The organism is Arthrobacter sp. 2RAF6 (assembly GCF_052115205.1).
In the GTDB taxonomy this organism is placed as follows: domain Bacteria; phylum Actinomycetota; class Actinomycetes; order Actinomycetales; family Micrococcaceae; genus Arthrobacter.
Genome location: NZ_JBFRGF010000001.1, coordinates 238,496 through 258,642 on the forward strand (window position 1 = coordinate 238,496; position 20,147 = coordinate 258,642).

The window sequence follows — 20,147 nt, forward strand, 5'->3', positions numbered from 1 at the left end:
TTCCACTTGATACTATGGTGCACCTTTTGGGGCGTCCACAGCGGTAAATATGCCGCCAGCGAAACGGGGAGAAATCTTCCCTTCTCCAGCGTTGAGGGGGCTAGCCGGTGCCATTCGAAGGCACAGGACCGTTCCGATGACGCGTTCAGCAAGCTCCCAGCGAACGTCGACTCTTGATCCAGCAAGAGCGACGATAGTTAAGGGGACGAGGAAGAAAGGAAGTCCCATGACGGAGAACCCAGCACAGGGCGCCGCACCTGAGAACGATGGCCCTGAGAACCATGGTCCTGAGGGCGCCGGCCAGGCGGAAGCGGACAAGCAAGCCAATTCCCAGCCCACGGCCCCGCTGCCGGCATACCAGCCGGGTCAGGATTTCACTGCGAAGCCCGAACACCCTGCGAAGCCCGAACACCCCGCGCAGCCCGAATACCCTGCGAGGCCCGAATACACAGCACAGACTCCGGTAGCTCCTGCGCCCTGGGCCCAGGGCCCGGCCGAAAACGCCACCGAGCAGATCCAGGCCCAGCACAGCGCTCCCCAGAACGGCGCGCCCCAGAATGGAGCGCCCCAGCACAGCGCGGGACCGCAGCATCCCTACCCGCAGCACCAGCCTTTCTACGGGGGACCGAACCCTGCACAGCACTATCCCACGCAGCAATTCCCGGTCCACCCGGGCGGTCCGGCGGCCAGCCCGAAGCGCAAGCCGGTCTTCGGCGTCGGGACCTTGGTGGCCTGCATTCTGGCAGCCGGTCTCGTGGGCGGAGGCGTTGTGGCCGCCAGCGATCAATTGTTGAACAGCCGGACCCCGGCGGCGGCCGGCAGCAGCCAGACGGGAACCGTGATTGTCAACAACACGGACAACGTCAACGCCATCACCGCAGCCGCGGCCAAGGCGTCGCCAAGCGTCGTGACCATCATGGCCTCGAGCGGAAGCCAGGGCGGCACCGGTTCGGGCATCATCCTCGACGACCAAGGCCACATCCTGACCAACACCCATGTGGTGACCCTTGACGGAGCCAGCGCCAATGCCGCGATTGAAGTGCGGTTGAGCGATGGACGCGTCCTGAAGGCGACGGTAGTGGGTACGGACCCGCTTTCGGATCTTGCCATCATCAAGGTGGACAACGCCTCCGGCCTCGTGCCGGCTACCCTGGGTGATTCCAGCAAGATCAACGTCGGGGACAACGCGATCGCGATCGGCGCTCCGCTCGGCCTGCCCGGCACGGTCACCGACGGTATCGTGTCCACGCTCAACCGCACCATCAGCGTGGCGTCCTCGGCTGTTCCCAACGGCGGCTCCGACAATTCGCAAAACGGCGGCCAGGGCGGATTCCAATTCGCCCCTCCAGGCGGTGGCCAGGGCCAGAGCAGTGCGGGCCAGGGCACTGTTTCGCTCAACGTGATCCAGACCGATGCGCCGATCAACCCGGGCAACTCCGGTGGAGCGCTTGTCAACACCAAGGGCGAGATCATTGGCGTCAACGTGGCGATCGCTTCCGCCGGGAGCAGCAGTTCCTCCTCTTCCTCCAGCGGCAACATTGGTGTGGGCTTCAGTATCCCGATCAACAACGCGAAGCGTATTGCGCAGGAACTCATCAAGAACGGCAAGGCCACCCACGGGCAGTTCGGTGTCAGCGTGCAGCCTAAGTCGGCCACGGGAAGCAGCTCCGGGTTCTCAGTGGGCGCGCAGGTTGCAGCCGTGACCAAGGGCTCGGCAGCCGAGAAGGCAGGGCTCAAGGTGGGCGACGTCGTGACCAAGTTCGCCGGCATAGACATCACCGATCCGGAGCAGCTCACCGCGGCCGTCCGTGAGCAGCCGGCAGGCGCAACGGTCAAGGTGACCATCCAGCGCAGCGGCCAGTCCCAGGAGCTCGACGTGACCCTGGATGCTGCGCCGTAACAGCTGCGCCATCGCAGCGGATTCCAGGACGGAAACCAACAAGCAGTCGACGACGGCGGGCGGCACCATCGGTGCGGCCCGCCGTCGTCGTGTGCTCTTGCTGCCCTAAGCGATGCGATCCACGAAACAGGAGTTAACGCGGCGGCGTTGTCCGACTTGTCCCGCAATATGCTTAGCTAGGACGAGCCCGTACGCCGGGCACTCTTGGCCATGCCCCTAGTTGCTGGCCATCCCCGAGTATGGAAGGCTGCCTCGAACACAGTGGGAGATACATTGAAGATTGTTGTTCTGGTCAAGCACGTCCCGGACGCGCAGTTCGACCGACACCTCACCGGCCCAGGCAACACCACGGACCGCGACGAGAGCATTCTGTCCGAACTGGACGAGTATGCGCTCGAAGCCGCGCTGCAGCTCAGCGAAGCCCGCGGAGGTGCGAAGGCCGGCAACGAGGTGATCGCCTTGAGCATGGGTCCCGCCGGTGCGGTGAACGCCGTCAAGAAGTCCTTGCAGATCGGCGCCTCCTCGGGAGCGCATTTGAGCGACGACGCCTTGGCCGGTTCCGACGCCGCCGCTACCTCGCTGGCCCTCGCCGCGGCAATCCGGTATCTCGGCGCCGACTCGCCCGTGGACCTCGTCCTGACGGGCATGGCCTCGACCGACGGCGAAACGTCCTTGGTTCCGGCCCAGCTCGCAGAACGGCTCGGACTCCCGCAAGTCACTTTTGCCTCCTCCCTGGAGGTCAATGGCGAACGCGTTGTCGCGCGCCGTGACGGTGACGCCCACGCGGACACTGTGGAGGCAACCTTGCCGGCGTTGATATCCGTGACGGACCAGATCAACGAGCCGCGATACCCCAACTTCAAAGGCATCCTTGCAGCCAAGAAGAAGAAAATCACGGCACTTACGCTGGCCGATATCGGCGTCGATGCCGCGCAGGTGGGCGCCGCGGGTTCGCTGACCGCCGTCGAGACGGCTGAAGCGCGGCCACCGCGCACTGCCGGCACCATCATCACCGACGAAGGCGACGCCGGCATCAAGCTGGTTGAGTTCCTGGCCGCCCAGAAGCTGCTCTAAGAGGATTCCGACACATGGCAAAAGCACTTGTATTCATTGACAACCCGGGCACGGCGCTCAAGAAGAGCAGCCTTGAACTCCTGACGATCGCACGTTCCCTCGGGGAAGCGGTGGTCGCCTTCAACGGCGAACTGCACGACGACGTCGCGGCCGCCCTGGGTGCGCAAGGAGCCTCGGTTCTTTACCGCCCGTCCGCGACGGACCTGGACGACTACCTAGTTGCGCCGAAAGCGGCATATCTAGCCGCCGCAGTTGCAGCCTCCGGAGCCCAGACCGTCCTGCTGGAGAACACAGCCGACGGCAAGGAAATCGCGGCCCGTCTTGGCGTGAAGCTCAACGCCGGCGTCATCACCGATGTTGTGGGCGTCGACGCCGACGGCACGGCCCACAAGTCGGTCCTGGCGGGCTCATACACCACCACGGCCAAGGCGCGCACCGCCGTCGCCGTGCTCACGGTCAAGCCGAACAGTGTCGACGTCGAGGCCCCGGCCGCGGCAAGCACGCCCGAAGCTGTCACTGTCGATGTCCCGGCCGATGCCACCGCGAATGCCGCACGGGTCACCGGCCGTGCGGAAAAGCCGGTCAGCGGCCGTCCGGAGCTCACCGAAGCCCGGATCGTGGTTGCCGGCGGACGCGGCGTCGACGGCGACTTCGGTCCTCTGGAAGAACTGGCCGACGCACTGGGCGGTGCGCTCGGGGCTTCCCGTGCCGCCACGGATGCAGGCTGGATCGGCCATGACTACCAGGTGGGCCAGACGGGCAAGACCGTGTCCCCGCAGCTCTACATTTCGGCGGGCATCTCCGGGGCGATCCAGCAGAAGGCCGGGATGCAGACCTCAAAGGTCATCGTCGCGATCAACAAGGATGCTGAATCGCCGATCTTCGAAATCGCGGACTTCGGCATCATCGGTGACCTCTTCAAGGTTGTTCCGCAGGCCACTGAAGAGATCAAAAAGCGGAAAGGCTGATCCCTTTGTCTTCTGACGCTACGTCAGCAAAGAGCCCGTTCAACGCCTCCACGGAGCGCGTTGAGCGGGTGCTTTGTTTTACCGCCCACCCGGATGACATCGACTTCGGCGCGGCCGGCACCATCGCCGCTTGGACCGCTGCCGGCGTCGAGGTCAGCTACTGCGTCATGACCGACGGCGACGCCGGAGGTTTCGATCCTGCCCACCGCGAAGAGATCATTTCCATGCGCGCAGAAGAGCAGAGACAAGCCGCTGCCCTCGTCGGCGTGACGGACGTGCACTACCTCCATGAGCGCGATGGCTACCTGGAACCGACGCATGGGGTCATCAAAGAAGTCGTGAAGCTCATCCGCGAAATCCGCCCCGACGTCGTCCTTGCCATGCATCCGGAACGCAATTGGGACAGGATCCAGAAGAGCCATCCCGACCACCTCGCAGTGGGGGAGATCGTGACACGGGCGGTGTACCCGGCGGTGGAGAACCCCTTCGCCTACCCGGAACTTGCGGAAGCCGGCCTCGAGGCCTTCAAGCTCCCCTGGCTGTGGCTCTTCGCCGGTCCCGAAACCCGTGAGAACTATTTCGTGGATGTCACCGACCACATCGACGCGAAGCTGGCTGCCATCCGGATCCATGCGAGCCAGCACCCCGACCTGGAGGGTATGGAACGGGCTGTCAGAGGCATGCTCCGGCATAATGCCTCGCGCGCCGGCATGCCCGGCGGGCGCAGCGCCGAGGCGTTCCATGTGGTGGAAGTCAACGGTTCCCAAACCATCGCCGGATTCTGAAATTGCTGATGTGTAACCTGTGTCATATGCTTAGTCTCGTTTAAATCATATTTAATTGAGGAAGGCAGACTTTGATGGCGAAGACTGCACAACAGCCGGTATTGGTGATCATGGGTGTCTCCGGTTCCGGTAAATCGACAGTGGCTGGCGTATTGGCCGGCCGGCTGGGTTGGGACCTCGCCGAAGGCGACGACCTGCACCCGGAAGCGAATGTGGCAAAGATGCAGGCAGGGCACGCACTCAGTGATGAGGACCGTTGGCCCTGGCTGGACATCATCGCTGATTGGATCAAGGAGCGTACAGCAGTAGGAAAGCCGGGCATCATCACATGCTCGGCCTTGAAGAAGCGCTACCGGGATGTCCTGCGCGGCGAGGGCGTCGTGTTCGTCTTCCTCCAGGGGAGCAAGGACAAGATTTCCGACCGGCTGGCTTCGCGACACGGTCACTTCATGCCACCCTCGCTGCTGGAATCACAGTTCGATGCACTTGAGGCACCCACGGAGGACGAGGACCACATCTCGCTGTGCGTCTCTGCTTCTCCGGCTGAAGAAGCAGACGAAATCATCGAACGGCTTGGCCTTGAGGCACAGACCGCCCACGCGGTCGGTGGCGCAGCGTGAACTGGACCGGGCACGATACCCAACTCCTTGTGGTCGCGGCTATCGGCATTGCGCTGATCGTCCTGCTGATCGCCAAATTCAAGGTCCACCCCTTCCTTTCCCTGGTACTCGGATCGGCCTTCGTTGGCCTGGCCTCCGGAGTGGAACTGGCCAAGGTCGTCAGCAACTTCGAGGACGGCGTGGGAGGCGTCCTTAAAGAGGTCGGCATCCTGATTGCGCTCGGCGCCATGCTGGGCAAGCTCCTGGCGGATTCCGGCGGCGCAAACCGCGTGGTGGACACCTTGCTGGAGAAAGCCAGCGGCAACAAGGTGGTCTGGATGATCACCTTGGTTGCGGTCATCATCGGCCTCCCGATGTTCTTTGAGATCGGCCTCGTCCTGCTGCTTCCGGTGATCGTCCTGGTCACCCAGCGCTCGCAGATGAAGCTCATGCGCATTGCCATTCCTGCGCTCGCGGGTTTGTCCGTGCTGCACGGCCTGGTCCCGCCGCACCCCGGGCCACTCATCGCCATCAGCGCCGTGAAGGCCGAACTGGGTACCACCCTGGCATTGGGGCTTCTGGTGGCCGTCCCCACGGTCATCATTTGTGGACCGCTGTTTTCCCGTTTGGCCGCGCGCTGGGTTCCAGTTGACGCTCCTGCGGTGGCCGGCGGCGTCGACACCAAGCACGCCGTCGACCTCAGCGAAGTAAAGCGTCAGCCCAGCTTCCTCGTCACGTTGTTGACCATCATTTTCCCGGTGGTGCTCATGCTCCTGAAGGCCGTCGCGGACATTGTCTGGCCCGACGCGGCCCATGCCCCCATGATCCGCATGGTCCTTGACTTCGTGGGCCAGCCGCTCGTGGCGATGACCCTGGCCGTGCTCGCCGCCATGGTGACCTTCGGCTACGCCGTCGGCTTCACGGGTAGCAAGATCACCGCCAAGCTCGGCGACAGCCTCGGACCGATTGCCGCCATCCTGTTGATCGTGGGCGCAGGCGGCGGCTTCAAGCAGACCCTTATTGGCGCCGGCGTCGGTGACGCGGTCAAGAAATGGGCCGAGGGCGCCAATATGTCCGTGCTGGTCCTGGGCTTCATTGTGGCTGTGGCGCTTCGCCTGGCCACGGGCTCGGCGACGGTTGCCACTGTGACGGCTGCGGGCATTGTGGCTCCGTTGGCGAGCAGCCTGAGCCCGACACACGCCGCACTCCTTGCTTTGGCCATCGGTGCCGGCTCGCTCTTCCTGTCCCACGTCAACGACGCCGGATTCTGGCTCGTGAAGGAACTCTTCGGCCTCACGGTGGGGCAGACGTTCAAGACGTGGTCGGTGATGGAGACGCTCATCTCGGTGGTCGGCTTCGGCTTTATCATGGTGCTCTCGCTGATCATTTAGCGGAGCTGCTTGGCAGTCAGTACGACGGCGGCCCGCCCCCTCTGTTTCCAGTGGGGACGGGCCGCCGTTCTGCTTTCTTGAGGTATGCCCTAACTGAGCTTTTCTGCTGCGTAGACTTTGATGCCTTCGAGCAGGTAGGATGCCAGACCTACCCGGACCTTGTCGTAATTGGCGGTGAACCGGGGGTCGTCCACATACATCTGTCCCAGGCCTCGATAGGATTCAGCGTTGGGCGTCCAACTGGCGCAGATCCATGTGTAATGCCGGCCGACAGCTGCCTGGACGTCCGGATGGTCTGCCGGAAGGGCGGCGTCGAAGCAGCGGGCTAGATCCTCGTTCAGCGCAGCGTACTCCGCCATGAAGGCCTGTTTTTGGGCCGTTGTCATCGCCGAGTGTCGAGCTTTGCTCTCGTCGACGGCCCGATCGCCCCAGCGCTCGCGCGCCTCGGCTTCGTAGGGGTTGTTGTCGAAATCCTTGAAGATGTTTTCCGCGGTCATGGTTTCTCCTTGACGTAGTGCTGCGATCGTGGCGTCGACCGTCCGGGACATACGGTCCAGCCGGTCGCGCTCGGCCTGCAGCCAGTTCCTGTGCACGGCAAGTGCCTCCACAGGATCGGCCTGGCCATCCAGAACTTCGCCGATGGTCTCGAGCCCAAGGCCAAGTTCACGAAGCAGAAGGATCCGCTGCAGGCGCAGCAGCTCAGGCTGGCCGTAGTACCGGTAGCCGTTGTGTCCCGTGCGGGCAGGCTGCAAGAGTCCGAGTTGGTCGTAGTGGCGCAAGGTTCGCGAGGAGACCTTGCTCGCCTTGGCCAGTTCGGAAATGGTCCAGGTATCTGCCTTGTCCTGCTTCATGCATCCAGCGTAGAAGTTGACGTTACGTCAAGGTCAAGCCCCCGTCACCAAGTGCCTATGTCCGGGCAGCGCCCGTCGCTTTACGTGAGGGGTGCTGCGGCCACCGTCGGGAGTGTCGGCTTCTTGGAGCCGCCCACGGGTTCAACCGTGATGCCGATGGCCGCCGCGCTGGAAATGCCGGAGACAACCGCCGGATGACTCAAGGCCTGGGCGTCCATGAGCCCCTGGGATACAGGGTCGGAGCCGTCCTTGGGAATGAGCCACATCTGATAGACCTTGCCGGCCGGGGGAGCGGGAACTCCGTTCATACGGACCACCACAGCGTTCTTCAAGCTGGAGATGGACACGGTGGCAGTGCCGCCGCCGTTGACGTTGACGGTGGCTTGCCGGACATCGCCGGCCTGCAGTACCTGGTTCACGGGATCGTTCTGCCCGGCCACGTAGACGCCTACCCCAACACCGCCAAGCGCAATTACCGCGGCCGCCGCAGCGGCTGCCACCCAAACACGGACGCCGCCGAAGCGTCGGCGATCCCGCCGGTCCCGGGCAACGGCGAGGTCAACGACGTCGGGGGCTATCTCCATTGCGGGGCCAGTCGACACTTCGGGAACCGACGACGGCGCGGACGCTGTGCCGGTTTGTGCAGCGCGTGGTTGTTCCGGGAGCTGCCGCAGAATGTCCTCCAACAGCCCGGGCCGCGGTTCGGCCTCGTCGGCGAATGAGGTCGCGAGGGTTTCGCGTGACTGCCTGACTCGCTCAAGGAACGCTGGGCGTTCGGGCGCGGTGGCAATGTAGTTGTCGATTTCCGCTCGCTCGGCGTCGCTCAAGGCGTCGAGGGCATAGATCTCGGCAAGCTCCAGGACGCGGCCTTCAGTTAGATCGGTGGCTATTTCGCTGGCGAACATCCTGCGGAGGCCTTCCTTTCCGGCATTCTGCTTGTTGTCATCGTGTTCGGTCATGTCAGCTCACCCCCAGGCAAGTCTTGAGTCGGAGAAGTCCATCGCGGATGCGGGACTTGATGGTCGGAATCGCTGCGCCGAGTTGTTCGGCGACCTCCCGGTAGGTGAGCCCGCCATAGTAGGCGAGCCGCACGGATTCCAATTGCGTTTCCGTCAGGGTGCCAAGGCAACGGGAGACAGCCTCGGCCTCAAGCCGGCTGTTGGCTTCTTCTTCGACTGAATCGTGGTCAAGGAGTTGGCTCGCCGCCCCATACTTCGCTTCGCGGTCCGTTGCGGACTGGGCCGAGCGGACACGATCGATCGCGCGCCGGTGGGTGATGGTCATGAGCCACGCGAGCGGGCTGCCCGCCTCGGGATCGAATTTGGCCGCGTTCTGCCAGACCTGGATGAAGACTTCCTGGGTTGTATCTTCGCTCAGCCCTGCATCCACCAAAACGCGCTTGGCCATGCCGAAGACCCGACGCGCGGTGAGCCGATAGAACTCGCTGAAGGCGACCCGGTCGCCGTCGGCCATCAACCCCAGCAAGTCCGCAAGCTGCGCATTCGAGCCTTCAATCAGGCCGGGGGCCTCAGGGCCTCGCACATTCGGTGTATCCATCACCGTCCAGCATAGGTTGCTGGTGACCTTGGCAGCACCAGAAGAATTACCAGTCTTGAGAGTAGCCACCTGCGCCCCTTCCGCGGACGTCGCCCACCGGCCCTGTATCGCAGACCAGATGCCTGCCCAGGCTGTTGGTGCCTGCAAAGGGTATTCGGCGCAGGGCGGGCTTTGGATGGGTGATCCGCCGAGGTGACCGTGCGGATATCTGGCGGCCCTGGGCCCGCTAGAGCTTCGCCCCGGCAAAACCGTGTTGGCGCCAGGCCTCGTACACCGCGATGGAGGCGGCATTGGCAAGGTTCAGCGAGCGGAGGGACGGCAGCATGGGGAGCCGGACGCGCGCCGTGACATGAGGGTCCTGTTTCAGCCAGTCCGGAAGCCCGACGGACTCGGGACCGAACAGCAATACATCGCCCTCTTGGTAGGCAATATCCGCATAGGAGGATTCGCCGTCGGACGTGAAGGCGAAGACGCGCTCGGGCTGCAATGCCGCCCACGCAGCCTCGATGTCCTTGTGCACCGTGACCACCGCGAGGTCGTGGTAGTCGAGTCCCGCCCGGCGCAGCTTCGCGTCGGAGAAGTCGAAGCCCAACGGCTCCACGAGGTGGAGCTCCGCGCCGGTGATGGCGGCGAGCCGGATGGCGTTTCCCGTGTTGCCCGGGATTTCAGGAGTGTGGAAGAGGATGCGGAACACGTATCAATCCTAGCCAGCGAAAATACAGGGTTGTTCCTGCAGGCTCAGTGCATGCCGCGCAGCAGCCGGGCCAGGACCGGGACAACCACAGTGTTGGGCACCGGGCCTGAACTCAGGAACTGCTTGAGGCCGCGGGCCAGCCCGGAGGCGTTGACGATTTGCACCGAACCGAAGTCTCCGTCCGTACGCCGGTAGTGGTCGATGACGGGCTCGTGCGGGTTACCGTCCGGGCTGTGGACAACTACCCAGCCGGTCACATTCAGCTCCGGAAAGATCTCCTGCATGTGGCGAACGATGGGCTCGAGCTGCGGCGGTGGCACCGAACGCCCGCCGTGCTTGAGCGCCACCCCGTCCCAGGCGTAGGCGCCCTTGGGCAGCAGCATGGAACCGATGAGCGCCAGGCGGTAGCCGGCAAGCAGGGCGTGATCGATGTGGCTGTCGTCCGAAGGGGAGCGGAGCCCGTTGACGAGCCGCGCCGAGGGAATGGCAGGCAGGATCTGGCGGCTGATGAGCTGGACTGTCCGCATTTCGCGCTGAATGCGGGCTTCGGCGCCGAAGATTCCACGCTTCCGGGGAATCCCGTGGATCTGCAGCGCGGCCTCGCCTTTGGAGAGCAGGGGGACCTCGCGCGGATCATCGAAGGGCGGCACATAGACGGGAGCGTCGCCGGCCGTGTTGCGCGGGGCATTCGGCCGATGGACCCCGGCGGTGGTGCGGGTTTCCCCTCCGGGAGTGCCGGAGGAGCTGTAGTCCGGTCTTTGCGTTGCGAAGGGGTCCGCCCCGCCCGGAGCGCGGCTCGCATAGCGGCGGTCGTAGTCCGCGCGTCGTTTGGGATCAATCAGGGTCTCGTACGCGAGCGTGACCTGTCGAAAGACCTCCGGATCCCCGCCATGGTCCGGGTGGGCGTTCCTCGCGGCCTTCCGGTAGGCCACTTTGATCTCCTTGTCCGTCGCGGTGACGGGGACCCGGAGGATCTGATAGTGGGAACTGCTGCCCTGAGCCAACCACGGGCCTTTCTCTGGATTCTGACGATTCCCGCCGTCCCGGTGCGGAGCGGCGATCTTGGCAAGTCTAGCCAGCCCACCATGAGAACGACGGTGGCCCGGGCTTTAGTTCCCAGGGTCCAGCCCCTGCCAGTGGCATGATTCATGCTGTGAACTCCCCGGCCGGCCCCGATTATCCCCTTGACCCAGCAAGCCCCGGCCCTGAAAGGCTGAACGGGTCGCCCCGCCGACGGATCGTGCTGGCGGTCAATCCGGCCGCAGCGTTTGGCCGGCACGCCGTTGCCGGGGACGACGCCGCCCGCTGCCTCCGCGCCGCAGGTCTTGACGTCGTCGTACTTCGGCGCGCCAGCATGGACGCACTGCGGGAAGCGGTAGACGAAGCCCTTCGGGCAGGCGCCGAAGCCCTGGTGGTGGTGGGCGGCGACGGCATGGTCCATTTGGGCGTCAACTCACTTGCCGGGACCGGGTTGCCGCTCGGGATTGTTCCTGTGGGTACGGGAAACGACGTAGCGCGGATGCTTGGACTGCCTTTACAGGATGTCGCGGGGTCGTGCGTCCGCGTGATCTCGGCGCTCGCCGATGGCGGGCGGGTACTCGACGCGGGCCGCATCACCACCGGCGGACGGACCATTTGGTTTGCCGGAGCCGTATCCGCGGGATTCGATGCTGCGGTCAATGAACGGGCAAACTCCTGGAGGTGGCCCCGCGGTACACTCCGCTACACCCTCGCGATGCTCCGGGAGCTCGGATCGTTCCGGGCCATCCATTACACCGTGACTGCCGACGGCGCGACATCGAAGGAAGGCGCCATGCTGATTTCGGTGGCCAACGGCCAGTCGATCGGCGGCGGGATGCGCATCGTCCCCAATGCCGCGCCCGACGACGGGTTGCTGGATTTGTTTATCGTCAAGCCCCTGTCGCGGCTGGCCCTCCTTGCGGTCTTCCCGAAGGTCTTCTCCGGCCGGCATATCTCGCACCCGGCGGTGGAAATCCGCCGGGTGCGCTCAGTGCGGCTTGCCGCCGAGAACGTGGTGGCCTACGCCGACGGTGAGCGGATCGGCCTCCTTCCCTTGGACATCGACGTTGTTCCGGACGCCTTGCGGGTATTGGCCTGACCTGGCCGGTCAGCGACGCGAGGCGACGGCCAGGCGATTGAGCGCGAGTGCGCCGACGAGCAGTCCGAAGTCGCGGAGGGCGACGTCGAAGAAGTTGCCGAGCACCAGCAAGTTCACGATGATGCCCAGAAGCCACACGGCCACCAGGAGCGAGCCAAAACGCGGGCGGACCGCCACCGCAATGCCGGCCACAATCTCCACGACACCCACGATGTACATGAAGCTCTGGGCCGGGACCGGAATCACGGAGGTGGCCACGGGGGCCAAATACATCGTCCAGTGGGTGAGCAGGTTGGTGAACTTGTCCAGGCCGAAAATGATCGGCGCCACGGTGAACACGGTCCGAAGGAGCAGGAATGCCTGCCGCTCGGGATCCATGGACAACAGCGATCCGGTTTTCGCCTGTGCTGGGGATGATGGGGTGGTCATAATGCTCTCTTTCTAAAAGTAGATAATTTGATTTTAGAAAGTTCGGCAGGATTAAGCAATGAGTGTTGATTTTAGAGTTAAGCTGGATCCATGACCGGACTTCCCTGGCTGCGTCGGCTCTCCGCTTTGGCATCCCTCGACGACGGCAACCGCCGCCGCCTGTACGAGCACGTCTGCAGCGCAAGCGATGCGGTCAGCCGCGACGACGCCGCGACGGCCCTCGGGCTACCCCGCAGCACAGCCTCCTTCCACCTGGACCGATTGGTCCGTGACGGACTCCTGAGTGTTGAGTTCCGCAAGCTCGGCGGCAAGGTCGGTCCGGGGTCCGGGCGCCCTGCGAAGCTGTATGCGCCTGTCATCGAAGAGATCGGCGCCTCGGTTCCGGAGCGCCACTATGACCTCGCCGGGGAAGTGATGGCCTCTGCCATCCAGGACTTGATGGCGAAGGGTGGTTCCCCCCGCGAAGCGCTCCTCGAAACCGCCTACGCCCGGGGCCGCGAGGCCGGCAGCACGGAGCAGCATTTCGAGGATGTCCTGGTGAGCTACGGTTACAGGCCGGAAGCTGACGACGACGGCGGGTACTCCCTGGTCAATTGTCCTTTCCACCGGTTGGCCGAAAGCCACACGGACGTCGTCTGCGCCATGAACGGCGCCTTCCTGAGCGGAGCGGCGGCCGCGTGCGGAATTGCCGAGGAGCGGATCGCCGACGACAACCGCGAAGGCCATTGCTGCGCCAGGATCCGTCCAGCATAGTGATCCGTCCCGCGGATGAGTGGAGCGGCCCTGAAGGCGCCTTCCGCCACCGAAGCCTGGATCCGCCTGCCTCGATAGACTTGGGTAGTGCCTGTTTACCTGGACCATGCCGCCACCACGCCCCTTGCCGCCGTCGCCCTCACCGCCATGACCCGCGAGCTGGCACGGACCGGCAATCCGTCATCGTTGCACGCTTCCGGACGGCGTGCCCGGCGATCCGTGGAAGAGGCACGGGAGGCGATTGCGGCAGCAGCCGGGGCGCATCCTTCCGAGCTCATCTTCACGTCCGGAGGCACCGAAGCAGACAACCTTGCCGTCAAGGGGATGTACTGGGCCCGCCACGACGAAGACGGCCGGCGCAAGCGGGTCCTTAGCTCCGCCGTCGAGCACCATGCTGTGCAGGACACCGTCGAATGGCTGGAACGGCACGAAGGGGCCGAAGCGGTGTGGCTCCCCGTCGATTCCCAGGGCGTCGTGCGGCTGGACGCTGTGCGGGCGGAGATCGAGCGCGATCCGGGATCGGTGGCCCTCGTTACCGTCATGTGGGCAAATAACGAGGTGGGCAGTATCCAGCCCGTCAAGGAAATCGTGGAAATCGCCGCCGCCCACGGCATCCCCGTGCACTCGGACGCAGTCCAGGCGTTCGGCTCGATTCCGCTGAGCTTCCGCGACTCAGGACTCGCCGCGATGTCGGTCTCGAGCCACAAAATCGGCGGACCCGTGGGCGTGGGCGCCCTCTTCCTCGGGCGCTCCACCAAGGTCACTCCGGTCCAGCACGGGGGAGGCCAGGAGCGTGATGTTCGCTCGGGAACCCTGGACACGGCGTCGATCGCGGCATTCGCCGCTGCAGCGGAGTCGGTCGCTCAAAACCTGGCGGCAGAGCGCGAGCGGATCAGCACCTTAAGGGACCGGCTCATCGACGGCGTCAAGGTCGCGATTCCCGGGGCAGTGCTGCGCGGAGCGACCGGCGACGACAGGCTCCCCGGCAACGCGCATTTCACCTTCCCGGGCTGTGAAGGCGATTCCTTGCTGTTCCTCCTGGACCTCGCGGGCATCGAATCATCCACCGGATCCGCCTGCACAGCGGGAGTCCCCAGGCCCTCGCACGTCTTGCTTGCCATGGGGTTGGACGAGGACACCGCGCGCGGGGCACAGCGGTTCAGCCTTGGGCACTCTTCAAACGACGCCGACGTCGACGCGCTGCTCAAGGCTCTCCCGGACGCGTATGCCCGGGCGAAGCTTGCCGGCATGGCCGGTCACGAGTCCAGCATCCAGACCGCAGCCACGGTGGCCCGGGGCTACGGTGGATCGGCAGGCGGCCCGGCAGGCGATCAGGTCCCGGGCAACAACTGATCCAGCGGAACGGCAGGATCAGTCAGGCGGTTCACGTCCACCGGAATGCTCCCCGAAATGAGTGCCTTGACCGGCTTCTGGACCCGTTGCTGGTTGACGCTCATGCCCGCCACGACGGCGCCGTCCCGTAGCCAGAAGGCCAGGAAGCTGTTTTCCTCCAACGTGCCGCGGATGACGGGCACGGAACCTGCCGCGAGCGTGGGATATCCCCAGTACTCCATCGAGACGTCGAACTGGTCTGTATAGAAATACGGGACCACGTCCAGCATTGCGTCCTGTCCCAGCATCGCTTTGGCCGCGACCTTCCCGCCGTTGAGGGCGTTGGACCAGTGTTCGCTGCGGTGGTGATCGCCGGTGAAGGGATGGAGTGCGTTGGCAACATCGCCGGCCGCGAACACGTCGGGACTGCTGGTCCGGAGCGAAGAGTCCACCACGATTCCGTTGCGGATATCCAGCCCGGCGGCTTCGGCCAGGGCCGTATCCGGAACCACGCCGACGGCCACCACCACGAGGTCGGCAGGAAGGACCTCGGCGGAGTTGGTGACAACGGCGCTCGCCTTTCCCCCGGTGCCGCTGATTTCCGCTGCGCTCGCTGGGAGCCGGAACTGCACGCCGTGCTTTTCGTGCAGGCTGCGGAAGAAGCCGCCCAGTTCGGGGCCGATGGCCATGCTGAGCGGCACGTCTTCTAGTCCCAGCAGGGTCACGGTGTTGCCGTAGCTGCTCGCGGCCGCGGCAAGCTCCATGCCGATCCAACCCGAGCCGATCATCACTACATTCCGGCCTCCGCCGGACAGCTCTTCCTTGAGCCTGCGCGAATCATTGAATGTCCGGAACGTCATGACGCCGGCAAGATCGGAACCGGGGAGCGGGATCCGGCGCGGCTGCGCCCCTGTGGCGATCAGGAGCTTGCTGAACTGAAGCTCGGTTCCTGACCCCAGTTGTACCGTGTGGGCGACAGGATCGGCAGCCGCAACCGCCTCGCCAAGGAGGAGTTCGACGTCGTTCTCCCGGTACCAACCGGCTGCCAGCACCGGGACGGTATCCTCGCCGGCTTTGCCCAGGAGGAACTCCTTGGAGAGGGGCGGCCGCAAGTAGGGCTGTTCATTCTCCGCGCAGACCACGGTGATGCGGCCATGGAAGCCTTCGGAGCGCAGGGTCTTGGCCGCCGTCGCGCCGGCCAGCCCGCCGCCTGCAATCAGGATGTGTTCAGTGTCCATGGTGACTCGATTCGCGGGGCGTGGGCGGTTCGCGTGGTCAGACTGCGTGTGCGTGAACGCGCGCGCAGCCGCAATCTAAAACTGTTAATTTTGACTTTAGAATCGTCCGGGACGGTGGTCAAGGCATTTTTGGGGCGGATTCCCGCGGGCGCTAGAATAGTTGGGCGCGCCTAGTCTCTTTGGCCGAAATTCTTCCCCCAACACCAACAGAAAGCCAGCATGCGAGTTCTTGCAGCCATGAGCGGCGGAGTCGACTCCGCCGTTGCCGCCGCCCGCGCCGTCGAGGCAGGGCACGACGTAGTTGGCGTCCACTTGGCGCTGTCCCGCATGCCCGGAACACTGCGCACGGGCAGCCGCGGCTGCTGCACCATCGAAGACTCCCGCGATGCCTGGCGCGCCTGCGACGTGCTGGGGATTCCCTACTATGTCTGGGACTTCTCGGAGCGCTTCAAGGAAGACGTTGTCCAGGACTTCATCGACGAGTACGCCGCGGGCCGCACTCCCAATCCGTGCATGCGCTGTAACGAGCGGATCAAGTTCGCCGCTTTGTTGGAGAAGGCCATCGCCCTGGGTTTCGACGCGGTCTGCACAGGCCACTACGCCAAGGTCATCCAGGACGCGGATGGCAATCCCGAACTCCACCGCGCGGCCGATTGGGCCAAGGACCAAAGCTACGTGCTCGGTGTGCTGACCCACGAACAGCTCAAGCACTCCATGTTCCCGCTGGCGGAGACTCCCTCTAAGGCCGAGGTCCGTGCAGAGGCGGAGCGCCGCGGCCTGTCCGTGGCGAACAAGCCGGACAGTCATGACGTTTGCTTCATCCCGGACGGCGATACGGCTGGCTGGCTGGCCGAGAAGATCGACATGACCACGGGCGACATCGTGGACGAGGACGGAACCAAGGTAGGGGAGCACCCGGGGGCCAACGCCTTTACCGTAGGCCAGCGCCGCGGCCTCAAGCTGGGCACCCCTGCCGCTGACGGCAAGCCGCGCTTCGTGCTGGAAATCCGGCCCAAGGAAAACAAGGTGGTCGTCGGGCCCGAAGCCCTGCTGGCCATCGACGAGATCCGCGGAATCAAGGTATCCTGGGCCGGCCTGCCTATCGCCGAGGTGGCTACCGGCGCCGAGTTCGACTGCTATGCCCAGGTCCGCGCCCATGGCGATCCCGTTCCTGCCAAGGCATTTGTCGAGCGGCACATCGACGACGCCGGCATCGAGCGCGCAGGCCTTGTGGTGACCCTTGTCGATCCCCTCCGCGGCGTGGCCCCCGGGCAGACGATCGTGCTGTACCAAGGCACTCGTGTCCTGGGCCAGGCAACCATCGACGCCGCCCGGTCCCTTCAGCGCGCGGAGCTCTAGGCCCGCGAATTCCCGGTGATTTGTTCTTCGGGAAGCCGGGCACGAAATTGTGAGCGCTAACGAAGTCCTTGCGCCACGTTCGGACCGGCGCGCGGTGGTCGTCCTAGCCGACCGAACGGACAGTCAAAAGTAAATTTTGTGTCTCAACTCACAAAATCAAACGTTTCACCAGAAAAGCTTCTGGTTGAATCGTGGAGTTGGGAGTGTGTGCTCCTAGGAAATTACCGACGGCGGTTCGCCGTATCCATCGAACAGAAAGTTCACTGATGGCATTGAACAAAAAAGCCTTGCGAAGCGCTATCGCGTTCGCGGGCATCTCCGTATTCGCTTTGACGGCCTGCACGGGCCCGGCAGGCGGCGGCAGTTCGGCTTCTTCAGCTGCCAGCGGTCCGATCGCATACGGCACCACCGATAAGGTGACCGCACTCGATCCCGCAGGTTCGTACGACAATGGTTCCTTCATGGTGATGAACCAGGTCTATTCCTTCCTCCTCAACTCGAAGCCAGGAAGTGCCGACCCCGTTCCGGACCTGGCAGCGTCGGCGTCGTTCACGTCGCCCACCGAGTACACCGTCAAGCTGAAGCCCGGACTCAAGTGGGCCAATGGCCACACGCTGGACTCCACGGACGTCAAGTTTTCGTTCGACCGGCAGCTCAAGATCAACGACCCCGCCGGTCCTGCAAGCCTGCTCGCCAACCTGGACAGCGTCACCACCCCTGACGCCGACACGGCCGTTTTCAAGCTGAAGCTCGCCAACGACCAGACGTTCCCGCAGATCCTCAGCAGCCCGGCCGCGCCGATTGTGGACCACCAGGTCTTCCCGGCTGACAAACTGCTTTCCGATGACGACATCATCAAGGCCAAGGCGTTCTATGGCCAGTACACGATCGACAGCTACAAGAAGAACGAGCTCATCAGCCTCAAGGCCTACCCTGACTACCAGGGTGTCCTGGGCAAGCCGGCCAACGACGCCGCCACGATCAAGTACTACGCCGAGCCGACCAACATGAAGCTGGACATCCAGCAGGGCAACATCGACGTGGCGAACCGAAGCCTCAGCGCCACCGACGTCGACGACCTCAAGAAGGACTCGAAGGTCAAGGTCAACGTTGGTCCCGGCGGCGAGATCCGCTACATCACGTTCAACTTCGACACGATGCCGTTCGGCGCCAAGGCAGCCGGTGCCGACCCGGCCAAGGCCCTTGCCGTGCGCCAGGCGATCGCCAACCTCGTTGACCGCCAGGCAATAGCGGACCAGGTCTACAAGGGCACCTACCTGCCGCTGTACTCCAACGTCCCCAGCGGCTTCCTGGGCGCCAACGAGTCGTTCAAGGATGCCTACGGCGACAACGGAAAGCCGAGCTTGGACAAAGCAAAGAAGGTTCTTTCCGATGCCGGTGTCAAGGACGTCGTGACGCTGAACCTCCAGTACAACCCGGACCACTACGGCAAGTCCTCGGGCGACGAGTATGCCATGATCAAGGACCAGCTCGAGAAGTCGGGCCTCTTCAAGGTGAACCTGCAGTCCACCGAATGGGTGACCTACAGCAAGGCCAGCCGTGCGGACGAGTACCCGCTGTTCCAGTTCGGTTGGTTCCCTGACTTCAGCGACCCCGACAACTACCTGACCCCGTTCTTCCCGAACGGTGGCTTCTTGAAGAACCACTTCAACGACCAGGCTGTGACGGACCTGATCAACAAGCAGCTGACCACCACGGATAAGTCGGCTCGCGAATCCACCATCAAGGACGCCCAGAACGCTCTGGCAAAGGACATTTCCACTTTGCCGCTGCTTCAGGGTGCCCAGGTTGCCATCTCGGCGAAGGGCGTGAACGGCGTCGACAAGACGCTTGACGCTTCCTTCAAGTTCCGATTGGGAACTATTTCAAAGTAAGCAGCCGGTAGGGGGAGGCGGGTGCCAACAGGTGCTTTGCCTCCCCTTATTGCTGATTGCCTCTCATTTGAGTAAAACCCCGCGCGATCCGCGGGCAATGAACTTTAGGTAGCAATGACAACACTTATAGAGGTGCCCGACGTCGAACCGGACGCGGTCGCTCCCAAGAGTAAATCAGCGGGCGGGGGTCTCGGCAGGTACATCGTGGTCAGGTTCTTCCTGATCATTCCCACGATCTTCATCCTCGTGACTCTGGTTTTCTTCCTCATGCGGGTCATCGGAGACCCCATCACCGCAGCACAGGGCGGCCGGCTTCCCCCGGATGTCCTGGCGCAGCGAATCCACGACGCCGGTTACGACCGGCCGATCATCATCCAGTACTTCGAATACCTGGGCCAGTTGGTCACCGGCAACTTCGGTACCACCATCACGGACCGGCGCCCCGTCGTCGAAATGCTGTCGACCTTCGGTGCAGCCACCCTTGAGCTTTCGATCAATGCTCTGGTCGTGGCGCTCGCGGTCGGCATCCCGCTGGGCATGATCGCCGCGCAACGGCGCGACAAGGCGACTGACGCCTTCCTTCGCTGCTTTGCCATCCTCTGCTACGCCACTCCGGTCTTCTTCTCCGGACTCCTGCTCAAGCTGACGTTCTCGGTTTGGCTCGGATGGCTCCCAGTGGCCGGGCGAGTGTCCACCCGCACTGAGCTGACCATGGGCCAACTGGCCGCTCCCACCGGCATTTATTGGCTCGACGCGCTGCGCAGCGGCAATCTCACCGCTCTCGGCGACGTCGTGTCGCACGCGGTGCTTCCCGCTATTGCCCTGGGTCTCCTGACCGCCGGTGTCTTCCTGCGCCTCGTCCGGACCAACGTGATCGGAACGCTGGGCAAGGATTACGTCGAGGCCGGCCGTTCCCGCGGCGTCAGCGAGTTCCGACTCGTGACGAAGCACGCCTACAAGCCGGCGCTCATCCCCATCATCACCGTCATGGGCTTGCAGATCGCCCTGATGCTAGGCGGAGCCGTGCTCACCGAGACCACCTTCGAATGGAAGGGACTTGGCTATCAGCTGGTCCAGTACCTGAACGCCAGGGACTTCGTGGCGGTCCAGGGCATCGTGGTGCTGCTGGCCGTTATCGTCGCATTTACCAACTTCGTCGTGGACGTCGTCGCCGCGCTGATCGACCCGCGAGTGAGGTACTGA

Annotated in this window: 20 protein-coding genes; 13 read left to right on the plus strand and 7 right to left on the minus strand. The window is 64.0% G+C overall.

Annotation, left to right across the window (positions count from 1 at the left end):
• Positions 1-226 precede the first annotated feature (226 nt).
• The 7 genes from AB4Z38_RS01145 (at position 227) to AB4Z38_RS01175 (ending at position 6,717) form a co-directional block, all read left to right on the plus strand.
• Complete coding sequence (locus AB4Z38_RS01145) at positions 227-1,900, plus strand: trypsin-like peptidase domain-containing protein (protein ID WP_441428002.1); 1,674 nt, start codon at positions 227-229, stop codon at positions 1,898-1,900.
• A complete protein-coding gene (locus tag AB4Z38_RS01150) occupies positions 1,887-2,009 on the plus strand; it encodes a hypothetical protein (RefSeq protein ID WP_441428003.1) in 123 nt (40 codons plus the stop codon). The genes AB4Z38_RS01145 and AB4Z38_RS01150 overlap by 14 nt, the downstream gene beginning before the upstream one ends.
• A 164-nt stretch (positions 2,010-2,173) precedes the next feature.
• Complete coding sequence (locus AB4Z38_RS01155) at positions 2,174-2,974, plus strand: electron transfer flavoprotein subunit beta/FixA family protein (protein ID WP_441428004.1); 801 nt, start codon at positions 2,174-2,176, stop codon at positions 2,972-2,974.
• A 14-nt stretch (positions 2,975-2,988) separates the two neighbouring features.
• Entirely contained in the window at positions 2,989-3,942 is a 954-nt protein-coding gene (locus tag AB4Z38_RS01160; protein WP_441428005.1) for an electron transfer flavoprotein subunit alpha/FixB family protein, read from the plus strand.
• 5 nt (positions 3,943-3,947) lie between these two features.
• On the plus strand, positions 3,948-4,727 hold the full coding sequence (locus tag AB4Z38_RS01165; RefSeq protein ID WP_441428006.1) for a PIG-L deacetylase family protein: 780 nt from the start codon (positions 3,948-3,950) through the stop codon (positions 4,725-4,727).
• A gap of 74 nt (positions 4,728-4,801) precedes the next feature.
• Complete coding sequence (locus AB4Z38_RS01170; protein ID WP_441428007.1) at positions 4,802-5,347, plus strand: gluconokinase; 546 nt, start codon at positions 4,802-4,804, stop codon at positions 5,345-5,347.
• Positions 5,344-6,717 (plus strand): GntT/GntP/DsdX family permease, encoded by a 1,374-nt coding sequence (locus tag AB4Z38_RS01175; protein ID WP_441428008.1) that lies wholly within the window; start codon positions 5,344-5,346, stop codon positions 6,715-6,717. The genes AB4Z38_RS01170 and AB4Z38_RS01175 overlap by 4 nt, the downstream gene beginning before the upstream one ends.
• 89 nt (positions 6,718-6,806) lie before the next feature.
• On the opposite strand, the gene AB4Z38_RS01180 is transcribed toward AB4Z38_RS01175, so the two are convergent.
• From AB4Z38_RS01180 to AB4Z38_RS01200, 5 genes are all read right to left on the minus strand, one after another.
• Positions 6,807-7,568: a MerR family transcriptional regulator gene (locus tag AB4Z38_RS01180; protein ID WP_441428009.1), complete on the minus strand. Its 762-nt coding sequence runs from the start codon at positions 7,566-7,568 to the stop codon at positions 6,807-6,809.
• An 80-nt stretch (positions 7,569-7,648) separates the two neighbouring features.
• On the minus strand, positions 7,649-8,527 hold the full coding sequence (locus AB4Z38_RS01185) for an anti-sigma factor (RefSeq protein WP_441428010.1): 879 nt from the start codon (positions 8,525-8,527) through the stop codon (positions 7,649-7,651).
• Between the two features lies 1 nt (position 8,528).
• Positions 8,529-9,125 (minus strand): ECF RNA polymerase sigma factor SigK, encoded by a 597-nt coding sequence (gene sigK, locus AB4Z38_RS01190; protein WP_441428069.1) that lies wholly within the window; start codon positions 9,123-9,125, stop codon positions 8,529-8,531.
• A gap of 226 nt (positions 9,126-9,351) precedes the next feature.
• Complete coding sequence (locus AB4Z38_RS01195; protein ID WP_441428011.1) at positions 9,352-9,819, minus strand: tRNA (cytidine(34)-2'-O)-methyltransferase; 468 nt, start codon at positions 9,817-9,819, stop codon at positions 9,352-9,354.
• A gap of 44 nt (positions 9,820-9,863) precedes the next feature.
• Positions 9,864-10,823, minus strand: coding sequence for a J domain-containing protein (locus tag AB4Z38_RS01200; RefSeq protein WP_441428012.1), 960 nt, complete (start codon positions 10,821-10,823; stop codon positions 9,864-9,866).
• Between the two features lie 209 nt (positions 10,824-11,032).
• Here AB4Z38_RS01200 and AB4Z38_RS01205 point away from each other — a divergent pair, with 209 nt between their 5' ends.
• Positions 11,033-11,938 carry a diacylglycerol/lipid kinase family protein gene (locus AB4Z38_RS01205; protein WP_441428070.1) on the plus strand — a complete coding sequence of 302 codons (906 nt, stop codon included), beginning with the start codon at positions 11,033-11,035 and terminating at the stop codon, positions 11,936-11,938.
• Positions 11,939-11,947: 9 nt separating this feature from the next.
• Here the strand turns inward: AB4Z38_RS01205 and AB4Z38_RS01210 are convergent, their stop codons facing one another.
• Entirely contained in the window at positions 11,948-12,367 is a 420-nt protein-coding gene (locus AB4Z38_RS01210) for a hypothetical protein (RefSeq protein ID WP_441428013.1), read from the minus strand.
• A 90-nt stretch (positions 12,368-12,457) separates the two neighbouring features.
• Between AB4Z38_RS01210 and AB4Z38_RS01215 the strand changes: the two genes are divergently transcribed.
• Together AB4Z38_RS01215 and AB4Z38_RS01220 are read left to right on the plus strand one after the other, a co-directional pair.
• Complete coding sequence (locus AB4Z38_RS01215) at positions 12,458-13,120, plus strand: helix-turn-helix transcriptional regulator (protein ID WP_441428014.1); 663 nt, start codon at positions 12,458-12,460, stop codon at positions 13,118-13,120.
• An 87-nt stretch (positions 13,121-13,207) separates the two neighbouring features.
• Positions 13,208-14,473 (plus strand): cysteine desulfurase family protein, encoded by a 1,266-nt coding sequence (locus tag AB4Z38_RS01220; protein ID WP_441428015.1) that lies wholly within the window; start codon positions 13,208-13,210, stop codon positions 14,471-14,473.
• Here the strand turns inward: AB4Z38_RS01220 and AB4Z38_RS01225 are convergent.
• Positions 14,452-15,690 (minus strand): NAD(P)/FAD-dependent oxidoreductase, encoded by a 1,239-nt coding sequence (locus tag AB4Z38_RS01225; RefSeq protein WP_441428016.1) that lies wholly within the window; start codon positions 15,688-15,690, stop codon positions 14,452-14,454. The two genes, AB4Z38_RS01220 and AB4Z38_RS01225, sit on opposite strands and share 22 nt — an antisense overlap.
• Positions 15,691-15,909: 219 nt before the next feature.
• Here AB4Z38_RS01225 and mnmA point away from each other — a divergent pair, with 219 nt between their 5' ends.
• From mnmA to AB4Z38_RS01240, 3 genes are all read left to right on the plus strand, one after another.
• Positions 15,910-17,049 (plus strand): tRNA 2-thiouridine(34) synthase MnmA, encoded by a 1,140-nt coding sequence (gene mnmA / locus AB4Z38_RS01230; protein ID WP_441428017.1) that lies wholly within the window; start codon positions 15,910-15,912, stop codon positions 17,047-17,049.
• A gap of 266 nt (positions 17,050-17,315) precedes the next feature.
• Positions 17,316-18,944, plus strand: coding sequence for an ABC transporter substrate-binding protein (locus tag AB4Z38_RS01235; protein ID WP_441428018.1), 1,629 nt, complete (start codon positions 17,316-17,318; stop codon positions 18,942-18,944).
• Positions 18,945-19,058: 114 nt separating this feature from the next.
• Entirely contained in the window at positions 19,059-20,147 is a 1,089-nt protein-coding gene (locus tag AB4Z38_RS01240; RefSeq protein WP_441428019.1) for an ABC transporter permease, read from the plus strand.

Excerpts from the sequence above, each read along its gene's own strand:
- mnmA (WP_441428017.1), top strand. The coding sequence starts at position 15,910 with ATGCGAGTTCTTGCAGCCATGAGCGGCGGAGTCGACTCCGCCGTTGCC.
- AB4Z38_RS01160 (WP_441428005.1), top strand. The coding sequence starts at position 2,989 with ATGGCAAAAGCACTTGTATTCATTGACAACCCGGGCACGGCGCTCAAG.
- AB4Z38_RS01185 (WP_441428010.1), bottom strand. The coding sequence starts at position 8,527 with ATGACCGAACACGATGACAACAAGCAGAATGCCGGAAAGGAAGGCCTC.
- AB4Z38_RS01215 (WP_441428014.1), top strand. The coding sequence starts at position 12,458 with ATGACCGGACTTCCCTGGCTGCGTCGGCTCTCCGCTTTGGCATCCCTC.
- AB4Z38_RS01170 (WP_441428007.1), top strand. The coding sequence starts at position 4,802 with ATGGCGAAGACTGCACAACAGCCGGTATTGGTGATCATGGGTGTCTCC.
- sigK (WP_441428069.1), bottom strand. The coding sequence starts at position 9,125 with ATGGATACACCGAATGTGCGAGGCCCTGAGGCCCCCGGCCTGATTGAA.
- AB4Z38_RS01240 (WP_441428019.1), top strand. The coding sequence starts at position 19,059 with ATGACAACACTTATAGAGGTGCCCGACGTCGAACCGGACGCGGTCGCT.
- AB4Z38_RS01235 (WP_441428018.1), top strand. The coding sequence starts at position 17,316 with ATGGCATTGAACAAAAAAGCCTTGCGAAGCGCTATCGCGTTCGCGGGC.
- AB4Z38_RS01180 (WP_441428009.1), bottom strand. The coding sequence starts at position 7,568 with ATGAAGCAGGACAAGGCAGATACCTGGACCATTTCCGAACTGGCCAAG.
- AB4Z38_RS01210 (WP_441428013.1), bottom strand. The coding sequence starts at position 12,367 with ATGACCACCCCATCATCCCCAGCACAGGCGAAAACCGGATCGCTGTTG.
- AB4Z38_RS01145 (WP_441428002.1), top strand. The coding sequence starts at position 227 with ATGACGGAGAACCCAGCACAGGGCGCCGCACCTGAGAACGATGGCCCT.
- AB4Z38_RS01225 (WP_441428016.1), bottom strand. The coding sequence starts at position 15,690 with ATGGACACTGAACACATCCTGATTGCAGGCGGCGGGCTGGCCGGCGCG.
- AB4Z38_RS01150 (WP_441428003.1), top strand. The coding sequence starts at position 1,887 with ATGCTGCGCCGTAACAGCTGCGCCATCGCAGCGGATTCCAGGACGGAA.